The organism is Nostoc sp. PA-18-2419 (genome assembly GCF_005869855.1).
Taxonomy (GTDB): domain Bacteria; phylum Cyanobacteriota; class Cyanobacteriia; order Cyanobacteriales; family Nostocaceae; genus Nostoc.
Genome location: NZ_SZNH01000010.1, coordinates 87,373 through 107,818 on the forward strand (window position 1 = coordinate 87,373; position 20,446 = coordinate 107,818).

A 20,446-nucleotide genomic window follows, 5' to 3' on the forward strand; every position below is an offset into this window, starting at 1 on the left:
TAAATCTCAAATCAACAACGCCTTTTTACTTAATTACTCAGTCCTCCGACTTGCCTATATCGCAATGTAGATTTCCTGTCAGGATTCAGCCTTTACATTAATAAATAAGAGGACATTTAGGAGATTAGTTATTTATGCCTGATGAGCATAGATTGGAGGAAAAATTATTATCCCAGGAAGCTGAAAGAAAAATATCTGAAAAATTAGACCAAGTAGAACAAATAGAAATAGATGTAAAAACTGATTTGTTGAAAATAGCTCAGGGACATGCAGATGGAGTTTCGGTTGTAGGTGAAGGATTAGTTATTCAACAAGATATTCGCATACAGGAAATAAAACTGCAAACAGATGGTATTAATATTGATCCCTTAAGTGTTATTTTCGGTCAAATAAAACTTAATCAGCCTGTAAATGCTATTGCTAAGATTACACTGACACAAGCAGATATAAATCGCGCTTTATCGTCAGAATTGGTTCGCAAGCAGATGCAAAGCCTAGAGTTGAATGTAGATGGCGAAATTGTCAGTTTGGAACTGCAACAAATTCAGGTATTTTTACCTGTTGCGGGCAAAATGGAATTTAGAGGAAAGGTGTTGTTAAAGGAAATGGGAAATACTCGCCCTTTAGGTTACACTGCGATCGCTAGTCCACGTACTCATTCACAACCCATAATGTTGGAGAGTTTTAATTGCACTGAGGGGAATGGTATTTCAATAGAACTAATCACAGCATTAATGCACAAAGCCAAAGAATTTATTAATTTACCATACTATACATGGGAAGATATGATATTCAGTATCAAAGAGCTAGAAGTAGAAATTGGTAATTTAATACTTACGGTAGAAACCCAAGTCAGGCAAATACCTTCATCGTCAAATGTACTATCTCTTTAGTAGTATTAGTTTTAGTACAAGATTGCCCAAATAAACCTACCATCTAAAATAGGCAAAAAGCTTATGGGATAAGACTTATTTGCTTTGCCTTTTGGCTTTTTGCCTTTGTATTCCTGCACTAGTTGAAGATATTTTTTGTTACCGATGGATGATTTTAATTTCGTTAAAATTCATTAAGCTTTATAAAGCTACTTAATTTAAAAGTAACGACTATGCAAGAGTATGATGTTGTGCTGATTGGTGCTGGACACAACGGGTTAGTTTGTGCAGCTTATTTGTTGAAAGCTGGTTATAGCGTCCTGTTACTAGAAAAGCGTTCTGTTCCAGGCGGTGCAGCAACAACCGAAGAATGTTTGCCACAAGAAGCTCCTGGATTTAAATTTAACTTGTGCGCTATTGACCATGAATTTATTCACTTGGGGCCAGTTGTTGAAGAATTAGAACTAGAAAAATACGGTTTGCATTATCTAGAGTGCGATCCGGTTGTTTTTTGTCCACATCCCGATGGCAAATATTTTTTAGGACATAAGTCGGTGGAAAAGACTTGTGCAGAAATTGCTCGTTATAGTGATCGCGATGCCAAAAAATACGCAGAATTTATCGACTTTTGGCAAAGGGCGCTGGGTGCAATGATTCCGATGTTTAATGCACCGCCAAAGTCGATTATAGACATCGTTGGTAACTACGACATCACAAAACTCAAAGATTTATTTTCTGTGATTGGTTCCCCAAACAAAACACTCGACTTCATTCGCACCATGTTAAACAGTGGTGAAGATTTACTTAATGAGTGGTTTGATTCCGAATTCCTCAAAGCGCCACTAGCAAGATTAGCAGCAGAACTTGGTGCGCCGCCATCACAAAAAACCCTTGCTATTGGTGCAATTATGATGGCAATGCGTCATAATCCAGGCATGGCAAGACCTCGCGGCGGAACTGGCGCACTTGTGCAAGCTTTGGTCAATTTAGTCAAAAGTAAAGGTGGCGTTATTCTCACAGACCAGCATGTAGAGAAAATTTTAATTGATAATGGAAAAGCTGTGGGTGTGCGAGTCGCTGGTAATAAAGAATATCGTGCCAAACACGGGGTGATTTCTAATATTGATGCTCAGCGCTTGTTCTTACAAATGACTGATAAAAGTGAAGTTGATGCAGTAGATCCAGAATTATACGAAAGATTAGAACGCCGCATCGTTAACAACAATGAAACTATCCTCAAGATAGATTTGGCATTAAACGAACCACTACATTTTCCATACCACGCGCACAAAGACGAATATCTCGTTGGTTCTATCTTAATTGCAGATTCCATAGCTCATGTAGAACAGGCTCATAGTAAATGTACCTTGGGAGAAATTCCGGATGCTGACCCATCAATGTATGTGGTGATGCCTAGCTACTTAGACTCCACATTAGCACCATCAGGTAAGCATACTCTGTGGATTGAGTTTTTCGCTCCCTATCAAATTGCAGGTGCAGAAGGCACAGGTTTGAAAGGTACGGGTTGGACAGACGAATTGAAAAATAAAGTTGCAGACAGGGTGATTGATAAGTTGGCAAATTATGCGCCGAATGTCAAAAATGCAACTATCGCCCGTCGTGTAGAAAGTCCAGCGGAACTAGGAGAAAGATTAGGTGCATACAAAGGGAATTATTACCATGTTGACATGACCTTGGATCAAATGATATTTTTCCGTCCCTTGCCAGAAATAGCGAACTATAAAACCCCAATTGAGAATTTATTTCTGACTGGCGCAGGAACTCATCCAGGCGGTTCGATTTCGGGAATGCCAGGACGCAATTGTGCCCGTGTGTTTTTGCAAGCAAAGCATCCCATCAGTCAAACTCTAAAGGATGCGCGGGATTCGATTAAGTCCACTGTCGGGTCAGTATTGGGTATTATTTAAATTCCAATGTAGCTCGCATAGTCTCATAACGCTTACTTACCCTCAGATTTTTTGAATCTGGGGGAATTTTATTTTTACTTTATAAATGACCTATGACTAATGACTTTTTTGGTGACGTACTTCAATTACAGTATGAACATTGCCGCGAGGCGTGAAATCTGCTTTTACAGTAACTTCTAAGGGGTCACAAGCTGCGACAAAATCATCCACAATTTGATTAGCAGATTCTTCGTGAGAAATATAGCGATCGCGGTAACTATTAATATAAAGCTTGAGTGCCTTCAACTCTACTACTCGTTCGTCAGGCACATAGGTAATATAAATAGTAGCAAAATCAGGATAGCCGGAAAAGGGACATTTACAAGTAAATTCTGGCAAACTAATGCTAATGTCGTATCGCCTTCCCACACGCGGATTAGGAAACGTAATTAGTTCGCCTTCCGCGATATTACGCTCGCCATACTTCATTTCTTGACTTGGCTGGGATAGACTTTCTGGTAAATTATTAGTTGTCATTTGTTAGTTGTGATTTGTCATTGGTCATTGGGTATGCTGAGTGCAGCAGAGGTGAGATAGTGGGGTGAAATTCTCTTTTCATGTCCCCTAATCTCCAGTCATCACTCAACATTCCTGTTTCTCCCAGTCTGGACAATTCTCGTCTTCATAACCGTGGGGATGCATGGCACAAACTAACAAGTTACCGCCATAAACTTGACCGTGGTAGTTAGTACAACCGATACAAGCTGGATTTTTTTCGGCTGTGGGTTCAACTGGATAAGGAAAACCCGGATCTAAATCTGCTACAACGTCTTCCAACTCCCAGTAAGCATCCTGTAAATACTGATCCACTTCAGTGACAATGCTACTGTGTACTTGCTCGCTAATTTCTTCCGTTAGCTCAAAAAAGGCGTCTACCATTTCACCCATTCCCAGGAAGAAACGCTCTACCTCATCTGTCACTGTTTCTACGATTTCTATTAAATCTTTTTGCCATTGCTCCATAAACTTGACGCCTTTACAGGCTATAAACAGGACGTTTTGCGCTGTCTAATTTAAAACACTAAAGTACAGATTAGGGAATGTATTATATCAAGTATTGTATATGTATCGCCATCTGAAAATGCCAGTTGTTACTAAATTTATGGCTAACATTGCTTTTAACTAATCGCGTTGCAATCGTTTTAACTCTTCTTGCAGTTCTAGCACTTGGTCGCGTAATTCATCCACATTTTCAGTTGATGCCTCTTTCACTGTTGACTCTTCATCTTCCTCTAAAATTTCGATGCGGCGAGGTTCTGAAGGAGGTGTTTTTTCGGGGGTTCCGCTAGATGGTTGGGGTTGTTGGGCTTGCCTCATCATATCTTCGACAAAGCGGCGGGCTTCTTCTGTATTCATTTCGCCCTTAGCTACCATTTCGTCTGCCAGTTTTTGGACTTGAGATCGCAGTTCGGCTAATTTCCCCCCTGCTTTTTCACCAGCGTAAGAAGCTAGTCCCACACCAAGATAAAAAGCTTTTTGAACAATATCTCCAAAACCAGGCATTGCTGCTGAACGCTCCTAAAATAGGGCGACCCGGAGACTACGCCTACCACAAGCCTCCCGTGTTGCTGCTACCTTCCGGTTCTGACAAGGTTTGGGTGTTGCAGTCGCATAGATCCAGGTCTTATAAAAGCATAACATCAAAAGTCAGTAAGTGTGCCTTATTCCATAACAATCCGCCATTCATATAGCTGATAGTTGACACAACCGTGTTGTACCAATGGATCGCTAGCTACAATCGCTTCTGCCTCAGCCCTTGAAGCTGCCTCAAACAGCAACATTCCACCTCGCGCTTCTGCCCAGTAGCCTGTTCGCGCTTTGTGTCCTTTAGCAATCAACTCCTGAACGTAGGCTTTATGAGCAGGTATATATTGGTCAAAGGTAGGTTTATCGACTTTCCCTTGCTCAATCTTGACAAATGTTGGCATTTGCTAGCTCCGATTACAAAAGACCTGAATTCTAAATTCTCCTGTGAGTACTGTAATTGATTAAATTTAACTTCTTCGTCTAATTCCAAATCTAAAATTCAATGAGCCGTTTTTTCATTGCCCTTTTACCACCAAAAGACATTCAAGACTACGCTAATCAAATCAAGCAGTATTTTGCTGATAATTATGCCAGTCGCGGGGCGCAAAAGTCTCCGCCTCATATTACCCTGCAACCGCCCTTTGAATGGGCAGATGCTAACGTTTCATTGCTAGAAGTATCTTTGAAGGAATTTGTTAGCGAACAAAAGTCAGTACCCATTACACTCAGTGGATTTGCTGCCTTTCCACCCCGCGTTATATATATTGATGTGGTCAGAACTCAAGAACTTTTCACTTTGCAAGCTGATTTAATGGCTTATGTAGAAAATAAGTTAGGAATTATTGATAAAGTTGCTCAAACCCGACCTTTTGCACCCCACATGACAGTTGCATTTCGAGATTTAACAAAGCAGAATTTCAAAGCTGCTTGGCCAGAATTTGAGAAGCGTCAATTGTATTTTGACTTTACGGCTGACAAATTAACTCTACTACTTCATGACGGTAAGCGATGGAATCTTAAATCAGAGTTTAGTTTTTTTTCTGCTGGCTAAGATTTATAACAAAATTAATCTAATTTTTTAGCTAGTAGTTAAGTAGAAGATTATTGATATTATCGAGTATCGAATTAAGCTTTTTGGGGTATTTCTAAGATAAACCTTACTATATCTATTATTTTTCAAACTGCTGTTTTTGCTGTAGTTGCTGTTGGTGTTGAATTGGTTGGAGTTTTTCAAATAAAGCTGGTGGTGTAGCTTTGCGAAATGCACCACAATAGTACATAGTCATAACTGCTTTGAAAGCCCAATGGTCTGATGGAACATCTGTAAAGGGATTTGGTAAAGTTTGGGCTTGATTTTGAACACAAGCACTCAAAACTTGATTTGATTTTGCTGGAGTCTCAGTTACAGGTTCTTGAGATTTAGCAGGAGTAACAAAGCTAGTAGTAGCTAGTACTATAAGTGCTGCCAGAATTTTATAGTTCATAATTTTAGTTTTTTAGAGATGGCAGTTTACCCAATTTAAGTTCCTAGGCTGCTGCCCAGGAACTAGAATAATCTTGCCCAGATTAAGCGTTAGAAAACGCTGCTAGCATTATTAACACTACAATTAATGCACTAATCCAAAGACCTAACGACCCCCAAACAACTGAATCTTGTCGTAATCTTTGCCATAAATTAGTAACTGAGTTATTCCGAAATGCCATTTTATCACCTCCAATTTTTATGATGTTTTTTACAAATAAATACAGAATTGAGAATGCATTACGAGCTAAAAACCAAACAAAAGTTTACAAAAAGATATTTATTGATGTTTAATTTAATTCTTACATAGGTAACTGTTTACACCCTAGATAAGCAGAATTTTGAGAAAATTCTTAATATGATTTTTAACATGTATAAAAATTTATCTTTTTAAATCTTAACCACGGAAATATTAAATCTGTTTCTCTTTGACTCACATTTATCTGGAGTTACAAATATATTAAAAATAGACATTTATTATCAGTAAGGTTGGTAAGTAATGGTACAAGAAATCAGACAGAATGAACCTCAATATATCTGTATGATTCCAGTTGAGAAAATGACAGGTAACCAAGATGAAGAAATCATCACCTTTGGTGCATCTGCTGATGAAGCAAAAAATCAAGGTGAAGAATTGTTGACATCTACCTATGGTTGTAATCAATCGCAAGTTTGGGAATTGATGCAACAAGCGCGAATTGAAGCAGTAGCTCAGTGGTGTGCGCCGAAGCGTTAAAATTACTTTTCATCTAAAGTCTGGCTGATTAAAAATAATTCTTCCCCTCACCGCGTCCTCACGTCTTTGTGTCAGCTTTAATAATAAGTATTTAGCCGGACTTGAAATCGGAGTCTTGGCAACAGCAGGTTTTAGCAATCAAAATGGGTGCAATTGCAATATTCAGCCAACGAGTTATTAAGGAGCTATTAATACTATGACTGACGCTAAGCATACTTCCCCACGCCGCCGTCGCTCTTGGGCAGAGCCGTATAAAATCAAGGTGGTTGAGCCATTAAAAATGACTACTCGTGCTGAACGCGAGCAAGCGATCGCCGCTGCGGGTTACAATACTTTTCTATTACGTTCCGAAGATGTCTACATTGATTTGTTGACTGATAGCGGCACCTCAGCCATGAGTGATTATCAATGGGCAGGGATGATGCTGGGTGATGAAGCTTACGCTGGCAGCAAGAATTTTTATAATTTAGAAGAAAACATCCAGAAATATTACGGCTATCGCTATATAGTGCCCACCCACCAAGGACGTGGTGCCGAAAACATTCTTTCTCAAATATTGATTAAACCAGGCGATTACATACCTGGCAATATGTATTTCACCACAACCAGGCTGCATCAAGAGTTAGCTGGCGGTACATTTGTAGATGTAATTATTGACGAAGCCCACGATGCCGAATCATTGCATCCATTTAAGGGTAATATAGACCTGCAAAAGCTTACAGATTTAATTGAGCGAGTTGGGGCAGAACGCATTCCCTACATCAGCGTTGCTGGAACTGTGAATATGGCAGGTGGACAGCCGATATCAATGGCTAATTTGCAGGCAGTATATCAGTTAGCCCAAAGCTACGGTATCCGGATTATTCTTGATGCAACTCGCGCCGTGGAAAACGCCTACTTTATCCAGCAGCGAGAGGAAGATTATCGCAATCAGGCGATCGCCACCATCTTACACGAATTTTGCTCTTATACTGACGGCTGCACCATGAGTGGCAAAAAAGATGCATTAGTAAATATCGGTGGTTGGCTGGCTCTTAATGATTATAATCTCTACGAAGAAGCACGTAATTTAATCGTAATCTACGAAGGTCTGCATACTTACGGGGGTATGGCTGGTCGAGATATGGAAGCTATGGCACGCGGTATCGAAGAGTCAGTTAAAGACGATCATATTCGTGCGCGTGTCGGGCAAGTTGAGTATCTGGGACAAAAGTTATTAGATTGGGGTATTCCAATTGTTGTGCCCATTGGTGGACATGCGATTTATTTAGATGCCAAACGCTTTTTACCACAAATTTCCCAAGACGAATTTCCAGCACAACGCCTAGCAGCCGAATTGTATGTAGAGGCAGGTATTCGGGCAATGGAACGGGGTATCGTTTCGGCTGGACGCAGTAAAGAAACAGGCGACAATTATTATCCAGAGTTAGAACTAGTACGCTTGACTATTCCCCGGCGGGTGTATACCCAAGCTCATATGGATTTGACTGCTGAAGCAGTTGAAGAAGTTTATTATAATCGCGATCGCCTCCGCGGACTAAATATGATTTACGAACCAAAATATCTACGGTTCTTTCAGGCACGGTTTGAGTTACTGTAGAACAGATAACTGTATCCCCTACAACCGTAAAGCCTACGCGGTAATCACCAACCTGAATGCGATATGTAGTATCAGCGTCTTTGAGCTGTCTTAATATCTACTATAAAAAGCGATCGCTTCCTACTCCCATTTAAACTGAGTTTCGTGCTGGGGCGATCGCACTGCAAGCAAAAGATATTTAAATAGTAAAAAATTATACATTGTTTATTGATGTACTACTCTATATTACCTTTTCGGCTTGATTAACCTCAAATAAAGCACGAGCTAATCCTGATTAGCGAATAATAGAGCGTAAAGTACCAATGCGTAATTCTTCGTAATTAGGGATAGTAACAGTAATTGTTGAATCTTCGGTTTGCATTTGCATGATAATATGACTACCACGCTGACGCACTTGTACAAAACGATTCTGTTCTAGAATCCGACACACCTCACCAGCAGAAAGAACACGCAGTTTACCCAATATTCACCTCTAAGCGTGTCACAAAAACTTCAGTGTGCATCCGTTCTTCAATTTCAGAAGGATCTGCTACTTCAAAAACAGTTGCAATGCTTCAATCAGATTATTCCGTGCTTCTTCAATCGTGTCTCCTTGGGTGGAGATATCGAGTTCGGGACATAGTGATACATAGCCATCTCCTTCCCGTTCAATAATGCTAGTGAGTTGTTTTGTTTGCTTCATTATGTATTTTTGGTTGACATAGATTTATTAATTTCGATTTTAAGTCATTGCTCAATTAGATTTTTCCCTCTTCTCAGCTCCTAGCCCCTAAAAAAATCTGTTACGAAAAATGCAACCACACATGAGTCCGCTAGCTGCACCTATAAAATCAACATAAAGTTTCAGCAATATTACTGGCGACAATTAAATAATTTACTAATAAGCAGAATTGATGCCGACAGGATAGGGCTGCAAATAATCACTGATTGAGGGTGTGAGGCTAAAGAATGAAGAGGAGTGCAAAGTCTCAACGGGTTTGCTGGTGGTTTCTACCAAAATTGACCCGTTACAGTTTTACTTTATTGCTGAGTGTGGTTTTGCTGTCTGATGCTGTGGGGGCGACACAAAAAAACCGAGGGTTGCAGATAGCACAGCAGCCAGGAACTACTCAACAAGATGCCACTCGCGCTGCTGCGGAACGGCTTTCTCAAGAGGGAATGCAGCTTTATCAACAAGGTACAGCAGAATCACTCCAAGAGGCGATCGGGAAATTGCAAGAAGCACTGAAGCTTTGGCAACAAGTTGATGATAAAGGCTGGGAAGCCATCATCCTTGACAATATTGCCTTAGTCTACGACTATTTAGGAGAAAAGCAACAAGCACTCAAATACTACAACCAAGCTTTACCCATATACCGTGCAATGAAAGATTGGGAAGGGGAAGGCTACACTCTCAACGGTATTGGTGTTGTCTACTCAGATTTAGGAGAAAAGCAACAAGCACTCAAATACTTCAACCAAGCTTTACTCATAGGCCGTGCTGTAAAGAACAGGAAAGGGGAAGCTAGAACCCTCAGCAATATTGGCTTAGTCTACTCAGATTTAGGAGAAAAGCAACAAGCGCTCAAATACTTCAACCAAGTCTTACTCATATTCCGTGCACTGGGGGACAGAACAGGGGAAGCCACTATCCTCAATAATATTGGCTTAGTCTACGACTATTTAGGAGAAAACCAACAAGCGCTCAAATACTTCAACCAAGCTTTACCCATACACCGTGCAGTGGGGGACAGAAGAGGGGAGGCCACCGTCCTCAACAATATTAGCAGTGTTTACAAGAATTTAGGAGAAAAGCAACAAGCGCTCAAATACTTCAACCAAGCCTTACCCATATTCCGTGCACTGGGGGACAGAACAGGGGAAGCCACTATCCTCAACAATATTGGCTTAGTCTACGACTATTTAGGAGAAAAGCAACAAGCGCTCAAATACTTCAACCAAGCCTTACCCATACGCCATGCAGTGGGGGACAAAGAAGGGGAAGCCAMCACCCTCAACAATATTGGCAGTGTTTACAAGGATTTAGGAGAAAAGCAACAAGCACTCAAATACTACAACCAAGCTTTACCCATACACCGTGCAGTGGGGGACAGAACAGGGGAAGCCACCGTCCTCAGCAATATTGGCAGTGTCTACAATGATTTAGGAGAAAAGCAACAAGCACTCAAATACTTCAACCAAGCTTTACCCATAAGCCGTGCAGTGGGGGACAGAACAGAGGAAGCCACCATCCTCAACAATATTGGCAGTGTCCACGACGATTTAGGAGAAAAGCAAGAAGCGCTCAAATACTACAACCAAGCTTTACCCATAAGCCGTGCAGTGGGGGACAAAGAAGGGGAAGCCAACACTCTCTTTAACATGGCTTTCCTAGAACGCAGTCGCGGTAATTTACAACAAGCCCAAACACAGATTCAAGCAGCCATTGAAATCGTAGAAGATTTACGCACCAAAATAGCTGACCAACAACTACGCGCTTCTTACTTTGCCTCAGTCCAAGGCTACTACAAGTTATACACCGACCTGCTGATGGAACTGCACAAAAAAGACCCATCAAAAGGATACGATGCATTAGCACTGGAAGTTAGCGATCGCTCTCGTGCCCGTGGTCTAATTGAACTATTAACGGAAGCAAACATCGATATCAAAAAAGGCATTGACCCAAAACTTTTAGCAGAAGAAAATAGTTTGCGATCGCAAATCGATGCTAGAGAAAAATTCTTATCAGAACTAGCAAGTAAAAAAGAAACTTCAGAACAACTTTTAACCAACACCAAACAACAACTTGAAGACTTACTCAAACAACAGCGAGAACTTGAAGTCAAAATCCGCGCCAATAACCCTGAATATGCCGATTTGAAATATCCCCAACCCCTAACTCTCAAACAAATTCAGCAACAACTAGATAAAGACACACTGCTATTGCAATATTCTGTAGGTAAAGAACGTAGCTATCTTTGGGCTGTCACACCCGACTCTCTCTATAGCTATGAACTTCCAGGACGCGAAAAGATAGACAAAGCAGCCAAGAATTTATATAACAATTATTTAAAAAATCCTGGATACCAGGGAGTTTCCCCAGAAGACACGGCGAAAGCTGCTAACGAACTGAGTCAACTTATCCTCGCGCCTGTTGCTGATAAGTTGGGGCAAAAACGCCTAGTAATTGTTGGTGATGAAGCCTTACAATACATTCCCTTTGCGGCATTAACTACATCAACCAAATCGGCGGATGGTTCAGATTATCAACCATTGGTAGTCAACCATGAAATTATCAGTCTACCTTCCGCCTCCACCATTGCCATTCTCAGAAAACAAATCAAAGGACGGACAAAAGCACCTAAAACCCTCGCCATCCTTGCAGACCCAGTATTTAGCGCTAGTGATGAGCGATTTACTGGCAAATCTTCCAATGTTGCTAATAATAACATTGACCTGCAACTACAAGAGTCTGCTCTGAAGCGGTCTACTAGAAATATCAACCGCAGCGAAATTCAAAGACTCCAAGGCACACAACAAGAAGCGCGGGAAATTCTCAAACTTGTCTCACCCTCAGACAACATCCAAGCCTTTGGTTTTGATGCTAATTATAACTGGGCTACCAATGACCAACTGAGTCAATACAAGATGTTGCATTTTGCTACCCACGGCTTCCTAGACAGCACTGACCCAGAGTTATCAGGAATTGTGCTTTCCCTGATAGATAAACAAGGTAAGTCCCAAAGAGGCTTTTTACGACTCACTGATATCTTTAACCTCAACTTTCCAGCGGAGTTGGTGGTGTTGAGTGCCTGCGAAACCGGGCTGGGTGAAGAAGTTAAAGGAGAAGGGCTAGTGGGGTTGACAAGAGGATTGATGTATGCAGGTGCAGCGCGGGTAGTGGTGTCTTTATGGAATGTTGATGATGAAGCGACATCATTATTAATGAGCGAATTTTACAACCAAATGTTGCAGAAAGGGAAAACTCCCGCCGCCGCCCTCAGAGCCGCACAACTCAAAATGTGGGAACAAGAAAATTGGCGTAACCCCTATTCTTGGTCGGCTTTTACCCTGCTGGGTGAGTGGGAATAGCAATTCAAAATTAAACACAGCAACGCAAAACACTACTTTGCGTACCTCTGCGTTTACCCTGCGTCCCTCTGCATTTAAATTTTCACCTCAAAATTTATAGGAGTGATTTTTCATGAAAACCATATTTCCATCCAAACAATTTATTTTCCCGTGCCTAGCAACAATTGGAGCAGGAATTTTGGGAATTTGGGCTTCAGTTTCAGCCGAACCACAATCCCCACCCAGCTTTACCAAAGTTAAAAATTCCGCAGAATTTAAACTACAAGGAAAAGGGGAGCCTTCGATGCTAGATCAGAAAGAAGAACTCCCCGGACAACGGGTAATCATTGGTTCCAAAGATGACCGGATTCCCATGACTAGCAGAGACTACCCTTGGTCAGCTATTGGTAAAATCGAGGGGATAAGTGCTGAGGGTAGCGGTTACAGTTGCACGGGAACCTTGATTTCTGAAGATGTTGCTTTGACAAATGCTCACTGTGTCGTTAACCCTAAAACCGGAAAAGTTAGTCAAGCGATCGCATTTGAGCCAAACTTAATTAATGGTGTCGTCAAAAGTAAAAATGATGTAGCCTACGCCACTAATGTTTATTACGGCACAGACTTTAAAAATGGCGATTTAGCCGATTATGCAAATGATTGGGCGATTTTGAAACTCAACAAGCCTATCGGTAAAAAATATGGTTATTTGGGCTGGAAATCCCTACCATCTTCTACTCTTGTTGGAGATACAAAAAAATTCGCCTTAGTCGGCTACTCTGGCGATTTTCCCGACCCTAAGATAAGAGGTCTTGAAACTTATACTGCTGGTAAAAGTATGACTGCTGGCGTTCATTTGGAATGCAGTATCCTTCGCCGTCAGAATAATTTGTTGTACCACAACTGTGATACTAATCACGGTGCTTCTGGAGGTGCAATTATCGGTAATCTAAACGGCAAGTATTATATTTTCGCTCTCCACTCCGGCTCAAACGAGGTTAATGGATTGCTGTTGAACCGTGCGGTGGAAATGTCTCGCTTGGATGAGTGGTTGCAGGGGAATTAAAATAATTCGTAATTCATAATTAAGTTTTGTGGCGCGGTCTAAATCCCCGTTGCAAAACTTGCTGGTTGTTAGTTGCAAGGCACTTAAACCCCAGAATTTGTTAAGGAAGTACCAGTCTAATAACTACATATTGAGTATTCTTGCTGCTTGCTTCTTGCAACATGATGAGGTATATAAACCCGCTTGTCAATAGCATTTGATGATCAGCTTATCCTGCTGATAAAGGTAGTAGGGAAGCCATTTCGCCCTTGCTAGTTAGTAGGTGCATTGCATAGTCCGCCTGGCTCGAGCTTTTGAGTGTTTGTTGCTTGCTCTGGGCAACTTGGATGTAAGCAACTCACCAAAAATAGCGATCGCTCTAAAGTTGATAAAGCAGATAGGCACAAATTATGATGTCATATATGCAAAATTTAAATTTATAAAAATTACGCTAGTAAATTAGGATTTTCAAGTCAACCTATGGAGCAAAGTCACCGACCACAGCACTACGACCCCGATCGAGAGTTTCAAGAAGCCCTCGACCAATTGGAGGATATCTTACAAGAAAATTCTACTGAGGATGAACAGACACCGAAATTCCATCCTAAGAGTGCTAATGAAATCGAAGCTAATGATTTGACAGATATTGATTTAGCAGCTTTTGAAGACGCCGTAGCCGATATTGAACAATATTTTGAGCAAAAAACAAAATAAAAGTTTGTCATTAGTCATTTATCCTTTGTCCTGTTTTACAAAGTTGAGGCAGTCTGTTGGCGGGGTTCCCCGCTTAAAGGAACTGCCGTCCGTTCCAAAGAAGCCTTAGCTCAACACCACAAGTTTCCGACGCAGGGCGCTGAGGTAGCAGTGGCTTGACTTTGCGCTTTGTTCTTTGTTATTCACTTGTGACCAATGACTAATGACTCATTTGCCGCTGAGCTTCGTACAACATTAAAGCTGCTGCGATCGCCACATTCAAAGACTCTACTCCAGGACTCAAAGGAATTCTCACTTGCTTGTCTGCCATCGCTGCTAAATCTGCTGACAAACCAGCACCCTCGTTTCCCAATAAAATTAAACTTGGCTTTCGCCAATCCACTTGCCAATAAGTTAAGCTGGCATTAGGTAATGTTGCTATTACCTGCATTCCTGCTTGCTGACTTTGTTGCACTGTCGCTTTTAAATCCTCGGTTATTGCCGCTGCTAGGCGAAACCATTGCCCCGCAGATGCACGTAGGACTTTTGGATTGTCTAAATCTACGCTATCTCCACTTAGCCACAATCCTGATGCCCCAGCCGCCGCCGCAGTACGAATTATTGTACCCAGGTTACCAGGATCTTGTACTGTTTCTAAAGCTAGGACTAATCCAGTAAAAGGCACTTGGGTTTGAATATCGCCCCGTTTTGCTGTTGCTACGATACCATCCGGTTGAACTGTAGTGGCGATCGCATCCAAGACTTCTCTACTAACAATTTCGGCGCGATCGCATCGCTTACAAGCTTCTTCCCACAACAATGAATGGGTTGCTTGCCAATCTGGAGTACAACACACTGTCTGTAGTGGGTAATTCACCGCACAAGCTTCCTCTAACAAGTGCGTCCCTTCTAGCAAAAATAACTGCTGCTTATGCCGCTCCTTGGTAGAGTGTAATTTGCGGATTTGCTTGACTAGGGAATTTTGTAAGCTGGTTAACATCAATAAAGTTAGGACTCAGGAATAATAAGTTTAGGAATTAAAACAGACTAAATCAGCTCTTTACTCCTAAGTCATAACTAAAAATGCGGAACCCGGGACTTGAACCCGGAAGCCTTGCGGCACTAGAACCTGAATCTAGCGCGTCTGCCAATTCCGCCAGTTCCGCTGGCAATTATCTTTATCCACAATTTACTATTATTGCGTATTCTTTGATTTTTGTCAAGTGCAAAATCATAATTCAGTATTGATTTTGACTTTGTACTTATTTTTTGATTTTTTAAGGTACTAACCCCGCACGCAATGCACGCACAGCAGCTTGTGTACGGTCAGCAACACAGAGTTTATTCAGAATACCTCGAACATGAGTTTTGACAGTACCAACTGTTAGATAAAGTCTTTTAGCGATTTCTGCATTATCACACCCAGCGACAATTAACTCTAAAACATCCATTTCGCGTTGAGTTAAAGGATAGCTAACGATAGTTTTCTCAATATCTGGGTCAATACCTTCAATCAACACTCTTTTTCCTGCGGTTGCTCTGCTAGCATCAGGAAAATCTTGACGTATTTGCTGTAGTACAAGGTCTGCGATCGTTGGATCGATCCACGAGCTACCTGCATACGTCGTTTGCACGGCTTCTACTAGTTTTTCACTTTCGATATCCTTCATGCAGTAAGAATCTGCACCTGCTGCAAATGCTGCTAAGACTGCCTGCTCGCTATTTTGCATTGTCAAAATCAGCAGCTTTGTTGTATAATCTTCCTTCTCTGCTTGATATTGCCTAAATGTCCGTGTCAGTTCAATACCATCCATATCAGGCAAACCAATGTCAATAGTAGCAACATCCGGCTTGAGAGTTTTCAACAGTTCTATTCCATCTGCTGCATTGGCCGCTTCACCAACAATGTTTATTTCTGGCTGGGTTTGCAGGGCTGCCCGTAAACCAATTCTCGTAAGGTTATGATCTTCAATCACGAGGATCTTGATTTCACTCATAGTTACTTAACTTTACTGTTATCTATCTAAAGTACACATTAAAATAATCCTGTTCTCACATTCAGGATTTTATACAAAAAGCAATATCTCTGGTATTGTTCCCTCAATGGCATCTACCATTAGAGATAAATAACCTGATATTGAAAGTTTTTCAAGAGGCAAGAATTTCTATCTCAACAATATAGTTAAATCAAAAAATATTTTTATACATTGTTTTGAAGATAGATATCTTATGGCGTACAACTGAATTCTAAAATCTGCTAGCAAGCTCCCACTCTGGGGGTATTCAATCAGTTACTCTTGCTAGACTAAGAAGAATGCACGCAAAATGAACTAAACTACTTTACCTTACCACTTTACTTGTAGTTATGGATAATCAACCAGCTAATATACTTAATAAAAACTAAATTAAACACTCTTTAATATATTATACATATTTTATATGTATAATTACTGAAGTAGTTGTTATAAATTTAGGAACTTTTAAATGAAAAAGTGAAATTTTAATAATCTCACCGCTGTTGAAGTAAGCTATTACTAGATTTGCGAGGGATAGCCAAGCACGTCTTTTTTTATTTAGCCATGTCTTTAACTAAAACTGTTAAAAAAGATAAAATTCTCGTTGTCGATGACATTCTTGACAATTTACTAATCCTAGAAGCAGTCCTACAAGATAAGGACTATGAAATTAGCTTGGTGGAAGATAGTAAACTTGCTCTGAATATGGTTGAAGAGTCGCCACCAGACTTAATTCTCTTAGATGTGATGATGCCAGGGATCGATGGGTATGAATTCACTCGACGTATCCGAAAAAATCAAGCATTGCCATTTATCCCGATTTTGCTGATCACAGCTCACTATGAGTCAAGCGTTGTTCAAGGACTTGATGCAGGTGCAGATGACTTTATTCGTAAACCATTCGATCCAGATGAACTAGATGCACGAGTGCGATCGCTCCTGCGGCTCAAGCATAGTATCGACGAACGAGATCAAATGGCTAACTTGCGGGCAGATTTTGTTTCGCGTTTTACTCACGATTTACGTATACCACTAGTAGCCTCGAATCGGATTTTAAAATTATTGCTAGAAGGTAGATTTTGCGAAGTGTCGCCACAATTGCAAGAAATAGTTAATACCATGATTGGGAGTAACCAAGACCTCCTAGAAATGGTAAATACTTTGTTAGAAGTTTATCGTCATGAGGCAGGCTGTAAAATCTTAAAAATTTCTCCTTGTGATATTCAGGAATTAGTGAGTGAAGTTGCTCAAGAATTAACTCCTTTGGCTGAAGAAAAAGGATTAACTGTCAATATTGATAAAGGTGAAACTGCAATTACAGTCATAGGCGATCGTGTAGAACTGCGGCGAGTTTTTACAAATATCATCGGTAACGCTATCAAATTTACTGATAAAGGTTCTGTAAATATTCGCTGCTATCTTGATTTGCCAGATGTAACTATTAATATTCAAGATACAGGGTCGGGAATTTCTAAACAAGATCAAGCAATATTATTCGAGCGATTTCGCCAAGGTAAACACCAGCGTTCTGGTAGCGGTTTAGGACTATATTTATCTCGATGCATTATTGAAGCACATCAAGGCACAATCGATGTGATATCTGAACCAGGGCAAGGTAGTACATTTACAATACGTCTACCTGTGGTTGACGAAAACTAAAAGTTCAGAGGCTATTTGTTTATAAAGTAAAAATAAAGCCGTACTTAACTGTTCTTAAAAATTTAGATCCTCGACTTATCCAAAAAGCTGAGGAGCCAAACAACAGAAATATTCAAAAATAAAAGTGTAATTACAAATAAAATAGTGTTCAGACGTAAAATCGTACAAATACTAACAAAATACTTAAAGTTAGAAGGTAAACATAATTTAGTAATAATAAAAATTATTTTTTAATCTCATCAAAATTTTATTTAGATGTTTCGATTTATTTCTTAACTTAATTAAAAACTATTATATTAAGACTCTCTATCAATAGAGATATAGAGAACTATGATTAGGGAGAAGGCTTAGTAAATTATAATTTTACTTATACCTTCTCTCGATATAAAATTCAGCTTACTCTAGACCTTTCTTAACTTCATCTTTGACATTTTCAACTGTGTGACGAACCTGTGATTCAGCTTGCTTAGCTTGACCTTCAGCTTTATCTTCAGGATCACCTGTTATATTTCCAACTATTTCTTGCGCTTTGCCTTCGATGTTTTTAGCAACAGCCTTTGCTCTATCTTCAAGACTCATAATTCACTCCTAAAATTAGTCAACTACTTATTTTTTATTGCTTGCCAACTTTGGAATTGCAACATATGTATACTACTTGGAAATATTGGTAAGCTCTTCTATCTTCAGATATTTTTTTGAAAAATATTTTTCATCATTTTATATACTTATCTGTCAATTAAAGTCATCTAAGAGAATTTAACTCATATCCAAAAGATACAAAAAAATGAAATCATTCTTCTATCTGAAGATGAAATTAGAGCATTTTGGACTAGAAATAGCATTTTTCTCTTTGACTTAATTTTATATGTCAAAGAGGTGAGCCTTGTAAATTGAAGCAAATCAAATAAGATTGCTAAATACTATAGTTTAGTTACTGTTACAAATTGTCCTAGCTGGATTAAGTATAAACTTGAAGTCTCAAAGCCAGCTTTCAAGCCTGTTTTATTTCCCAAGTCTCGATTATTGCGTATATTCATCCTCAAAGATGACTTTCTAAATATCAAATAATATCTGAAGATTTTTGATATTAGTTCTCTAGGTAGATCGGGAATTTTGGCGAAAAATTTATTATAAAACTAGTTAAAAGCAGTAAGTAGCATTTTGCTGAGCAGAGGAGAGATATTATGGGCAACATCATAGCTTGGTTAGTTTTAGGCTTAATTGCAGGCGCTTTAGCTAAATTCTTTTATCCAGGAACCCAAGGTGGTGGTATTCTTTCCACAATTGTATTAGGAATTCTTGGAGCCGTAGTTGGTGGCTATTTAGGTCAAACTTTATTAGGGAGTAGTTCAGCAGCAGCCGCCTCTGTAGGAGCATTATCACTTGGAAGCATTTTATTTGCTGTTCTTGGTGCAATGCTATTGATTTTTCTTTGGGGTTTACTAACTCGTAGTGCTGTGTAGTTACCTCAGATTAATTAAAAAATTTGGGAATCATTTGAAGTCGGAATAAGCGGGTAAAATGACATCAGAAAAAGAGCGAAAATTTATAGGAGTTTTCGCTAAATGTTCAGATGCACAATTGGCATTGCAGGAACTAAAGGCAGTAGACTTTCCTATGCATAAAGTTTCTGTAGTTGCAAGAAAGGCGGAACGAGAGAGTGATATTGCTGGTATTGAAGTTAAAGACGATGCTAGCAATATACTTCAGGATCTTACTCATAATAGTTTAAGTGGTCTTGCTAATTCATCAATAGATATAGGTTTGTTAGCAATTCCTAGTATAGGTCCAATCGTGGTAGCCGGAGCAGAAGCAACAGTGATCGCTACCACTATAGCAGGTGGTGCGATCGGTGTTGCGGCAGGTAGTTTGGCTGGTGCGTTGATACATTTGGGAATTCCCCAAGATCAAGCAGACGTTTATAATGATTTAGTCTTCAAAGGTTACTATCTGGTAATCATAACCAGTATAGAAATCGAGATTCATTTTGCTAAGAAAATTTTTAATCGCTACAGCATTCAAAACTGCGGTATTTATCAACCATATTTATCTCCAAAAAGTCGCTATAAACATGGAGTTGGTGTTTTTTCTCATTATCAAGATGTAGAAATAGCACTTACGGAACTCAATAAAGCTGGCTTTCCTATGAGTCAAGTGTCAGTAATTACTAAAGATAACTATAATCTTTTAGAAGTTGCTCATGACTTAGCTAATTATTATGAAAATAAACTGAATATTGGCAATTTAATTGTTTTTATCAATGCAACTGATATCTATATGGCTGGTGCGAGAGCTATTTTAGAGAGTAATAAGATTCAAAATTTTCGGATATATAATCAATCCCCAATTAATCTAACTGATAGTTATCGCCAGGTAGTACCAAGTGGTACTTAATCAGCAAGATGAGTAAGATAAAGGGAATTATTATTTMTTCATATTATTGATTTATAAATCATATTTATTACCCAAATTTAGTAAGTTCTAATTAAATATAAAGCTTAATATAGATCTCTAATTTATAAAATAAATTGGGGATCTATGACTTTTGAAGTGGCGATAAATCTGGAAATTATAAGCTTTCAAAGCATAGTTTGGAAGTGAGATAAGTAGAACTATGTAGAATTTTGGTTTTCCTAGATCGATTACTGCACTCATGAAAACTCGCCTTTGGGATTTAAATTAGATATTAGGTTTATATTCTAACAATAGTAATCTAATTATCCCCCGCAAGATTTAATTATAAAAGAAGATGGTTGCTTCTTT

22 protein-coding genes, 1 tRNA gene and 1 other RNA gene are annotated in these 20,446 nt (G+C 39.6%); 11 read left to right on the forward strand and 13 right to left on the reverse strand.

What is annotated here, in order from left to right:
* The first annotated feature begins 134 nt into the window (after positions 1 to 134).
* Both FCR06_RS12730 and crtO read left to right on the forward strand, forming a co-directional pair.
* Entirely contained in the window at positions 135 to 893 is a 759-nt protein-coding gene (locus tag FCR06_RS12730; protein ID WP_138500133.1) for a DUF2993 domain-containing protein, read from the forward strand.
* Between the two features lie 212 nt (positions 894 to 1,105).
* Positions 1,106 to 2,800 carry a beta-carotene ketolase CrtO gene (gene crtO, locus FCR06_RS12735; RefSeq protein WP_138500135.1) on the forward strand — a complete coding sequence of 565 codons (1,695 nt, stop codon included), beginning with the start codon at positions 1,106 to 1,108 and terminating at the stop codon, positions 2,798 to 2,800.
* Between the two features lie 96 nt (positions 2,801 to 2,896).
* On the opposite strand, the gene queF is transcribed toward crtO, so the two are convergent.
* The 5 genes from queF to FCR06_RS12760 all read right to left on the reverse strand — a co-directional run bounded on the left by queF (position 2,897) and on the right by FCR06_RS12760 (position 4,767).
* Positions 2,897 to 3,316, reverse strand: coding sequence for a preQ(1) synthase (queF, locus tag FCR06_RS12740; RefSeq protein ID WP_138500137.1), 420 nt, complete (start codon positions 3,314 to 3,316; stop codon positions 2,897 to 2,899).
* Between the two features lie 105 nt (positions 3,317 to 3,421).
* Complete coding sequence (locus FCR06_RS12745) at positions 3,422 to 3,802, reverse strand: hypothetical protein (protein ID WP_138500140.1); 381 nt, start codon at positions 3,800 to 3,802, stop codon at positions 3,422 to 3,424.
* 159 nt (positions 3,803 to 3,961) lie between these two features.
* Positions 3,962 to 4,342, reverse strand: a complete 381-nt coding sequence (locus FCR06_RS12750) for a phasin family protein (protein WP_138500142.1) — start codon at positions 4,340 to 4,342, stop codon at positions 3,962 to 3,964.
* Between the two features lie 24 nt (positions 4,343 to 4,366).
* Positions 4,367 to 4,463, reverse strand: an RNA gene (ffs, locus tag FCR06_RS12755) — signal recognition particle sRNA small type.
* Positions 4,464 to 4,500: 37 nt separating this feature from the next.
* The gene (locus FCR06_RS12760; RefSeq protein WP_138500143.1) at positions 4,501 to 4,767 is read right to left on the reverse strand and encodes a YciI family protein; all 267 of its coding nucleotides are present in this window, start codon (positions 4,765 to 4,767) and stop codon (positions 4,501 to 4,503) included.
* A gap of 101 nt (positions 4,768 to 4,868) precedes the next feature.
* Here FCR06_RS12760 and FCR06_RS12765 point away from each other — a divergent pair, with 101 nt between their 5' ends.
* Complete coding sequence (locus FCR06_RS12765; protein ID WP_138500145.1) at positions 4,869 to 5,417, forward strand: 2'-5' RNA ligase family protein; 549 nt, start codon at positions 4,869 to 4,871, stop codon at positions 5,415 to 5,417.
* A 118-nt stretch (positions 5,418 to 5,535) separates the two neighbouring features.
* Here the strand turns inward: FCR06_RS12765 and FCR06_RS12770 are convergent, their stop codons facing one another.
* The gene (locus FCR06_RS12770) at positions 5,536 to 5,850 is read right to left on the reverse strand and encodes an S-layer protein (RefSeq protein WP_138500147.1); all 315 of its coding nucleotides are present in this window, start codon (positions 5,848 to 5,850) and stop codon (positions 5,536 to 5,538) included.
* An 82-nt stretch (positions 5,851 to 5,932) separates the two neighbouring features.
* Positions 5,933 to 6,070 carry a hypothetical protein gene (locus FCR06_RS32590; RefSeq protein ID WP_189523404.1) on the reverse strand — a complete coding sequence of 46 codons (138 nt, stop codon included), beginning with the start codon at positions 6,068 to 6,070 and terminating at the stop codon, positions 5,933 to 5,935.
* A 317-nt stretch (positions 6,071 to 6,387) separates the two neighbouring features.
* Here FCR06_RS32590 and FCR06_RS12775 point away from each other — a divergent pair, with 317 nt between their 5' ends.
* Positions 6,388 to 6,624, forward strand: coding sequence for a hypothetical protein (locus tag FCR06_RS12775; RefSeq protein WP_138500149.1), 237 nt, complete (start codon positions 6,388 to 6,390; stop codon positions 6,622 to 6,624).
* Between the two features lie 196 nt (positions 6,625 to 6,820).
* Positions 6,821 to 8,224 (forward strand): tyrosine phenol-lyase, encoded by a 1,404-nt coding sequence (locus FCR06_RS12780; protein WP_138500151.1) that lies wholly within the window; start codon positions 6,821 to 6,823, stop codon positions 8,222 to 8,224.
* Between the two features lie 274 nt (positions 8,225 to 8,498).
* On the opposite strand, the gene FCR06_RS12785 is transcribed toward FCR06_RS12780, so the two are convergent.
* Positions 8,499 to 8,687: a type II toxin-antitoxin system HicA family toxin gene (locus FCR06_RS12785; RefSeq protein WP_138500153.1), complete on the reverse strand. Its 189-nt coding sequence runs from the start codon at positions 8,685 to 8,687 to the stop codon at positions 8,499 to 8,501.
* 66 nt (positions 8,688 to 8,753) lie between these two features.
* Positions 8,754 to 8,906, reverse strand: coding sequence for a type II toxin-antitoxin system HicB family antitoxin (locus FCR06_RS12790; protein ID WP_223280122.1), 153 nt, complete (start codon positions 8,904 to 8,906; stop codon positions 8,754 to 8,756).
* Between the two features lie 266 nt (positions 8,907 to 9,172).
* Between FCR06_RS12790 and FCR06_RS12795 the strand changes: the two genes are divergently transcribed.
* From FCR06_RS12795 to FCR06_RS12805, 3 genes are all read left to right on the forward strand, one after another.
* Positions 9,173 to 12,295 carry a CHAT domain-containing tetratricopeptide repeat protein gene (locus FCR06_RS12795; RefSeq protein ID WP_138500155.1) on the forward strand — a complete coding sequence of 1,041 codons (3,123 nt, stop codon included), beginning with the start codon at positions 9,173 to 9,175 and terminating at the stop codon, positions 12,293 to 12,295.
* Between the two features lie 112 nt (positions 12,296 to 12,407).
* Positions 12,408 to 13,337 (forward strand): trypsin-like serine peptidase, encoded by a 930-nt coding sequence (locus tag FCR06_RS12800; RefSeq protein ID WP_138500157.1) that lies wholly within the window; start codon positions 12,408 to 12,410, stop codon positions 13,335 to 13,337.
* 459 nt (positions 13,338 to 13,796) lie between these two features.
* Positions 13,797 to 14,030 (forward strand): hypothetical protein, encoded by a 234-nt coding sequence (locus tag FCR06_RS12805; RefSeq protein WP_138500159.1) that lies wholly within the window; start codon positions 13,797 to 13,799, stop codon positions 14,028 to 14,030.
* A 199-nt stretch (positions 14,031 to 14,229) separates the two neighbouring features.
* Here FCR06_RS12805 and FCR06_RS12810 read toward each other — a convergent pair whose 3' ends face one another.
* From FCR06_RS12810 to FCR06_RS12820, 3 genes are all read right to left on the reverse strand, one after another.
* Positions 14,230 to 15,009 carry a TrmH family RNA methyltransferase gene (locus FCR06_RS12810; RefSeq protein ID WP_138500161.1) on the reverse strand — a complete coding sequence of 260 codons (780 nt, stop codon included), beginning with the start codon at positions 15,007 to 15,009 and terminating at the stop codon, positions 14,230 to 14,232.
* Positions 15,010 to 15,093: 84 nt separating this feature from the next.
* Positions 15,094 to 15,175: transfer RNA gene (locus FCR06_RS12815), tRNA-Leu, on the reverse strand.
* Between the two features lie 111 nt (positions 15,176 to 15,286).
* Entirely contained in the window at positions 15,287 to 16,006 is a 720-nt protein-coding gene (locus FCR06_RS12820) for a response regulator (protein ID WP_138500163.1), read from the reverse strand.
* A 582-nt stretch (positions 16,007 to 16,588) separates the two neighbouring features.
* On the opposite strand from FCR06_RS12820, the gene FCR06_RS12825 reads away from it, so the two are divergent.
* A complete protein-coding gene (locus tag FCR06_RS12825; protein ID WP_138500165.1) occupies positions 16,589 to 17,683 on the forward strand; it encodes a sensor histidine kinase in 1,095 nt (364 codons plus the stop codon).
* Positions 17,684 to 18,079: 396 nt separating this feature from the next.
* Here FCR06_RS12825 and FCR06_RS12830 read toward each other — a convergent pair whose 3' ends face one another.
* Entirely contained in the window at positions 18,080 to 18,262 is a 183-nt protein-coding gene (locus tag FCR06_RS12830; RefSeq protein WP_138500167.1) for a CsbD family protein, read from the reverse strand.
* 605 nt (positions 18,263 to 18,867) lie between these two features.
* Here FCR06_RS12830 and FCR06_RS12835 point away from each other — a divergent pair.
* Together FCR06_RS12835 and FCR06_RS12840 are read left to right on the forward strand one after the other, a co-directional pair.
* The gene (locus FCR06_RS12835; RefSeq protein ID WP_138500169.1) at positions 18,868 to 19,146 is read left to right on the forward strand and encodes a GlsB/YeaQ/YmgE family stress response membrane protein; all 279 of its coding nucleotides are present in this window, start codon (positions 18,868 to 18,870) and stop codon (positions 19,144 to 19,146) included.
* 58 nt (positions 19,147 to 19,204) lie between these two features.
* On the forward strand, positions 19,205 to 20,077 hold the full coding sequence (locus FCR06_RS12840; RefSeq protein ID WP_138500171.1) for a hypothetical protein: 873 nt from the start codon (positions 19,205 to 19,207) through the stop codon (positions 20,075 to 20,077).
* Positions 20,078 to 20,446: the final 369 nt, after the last annotated feature.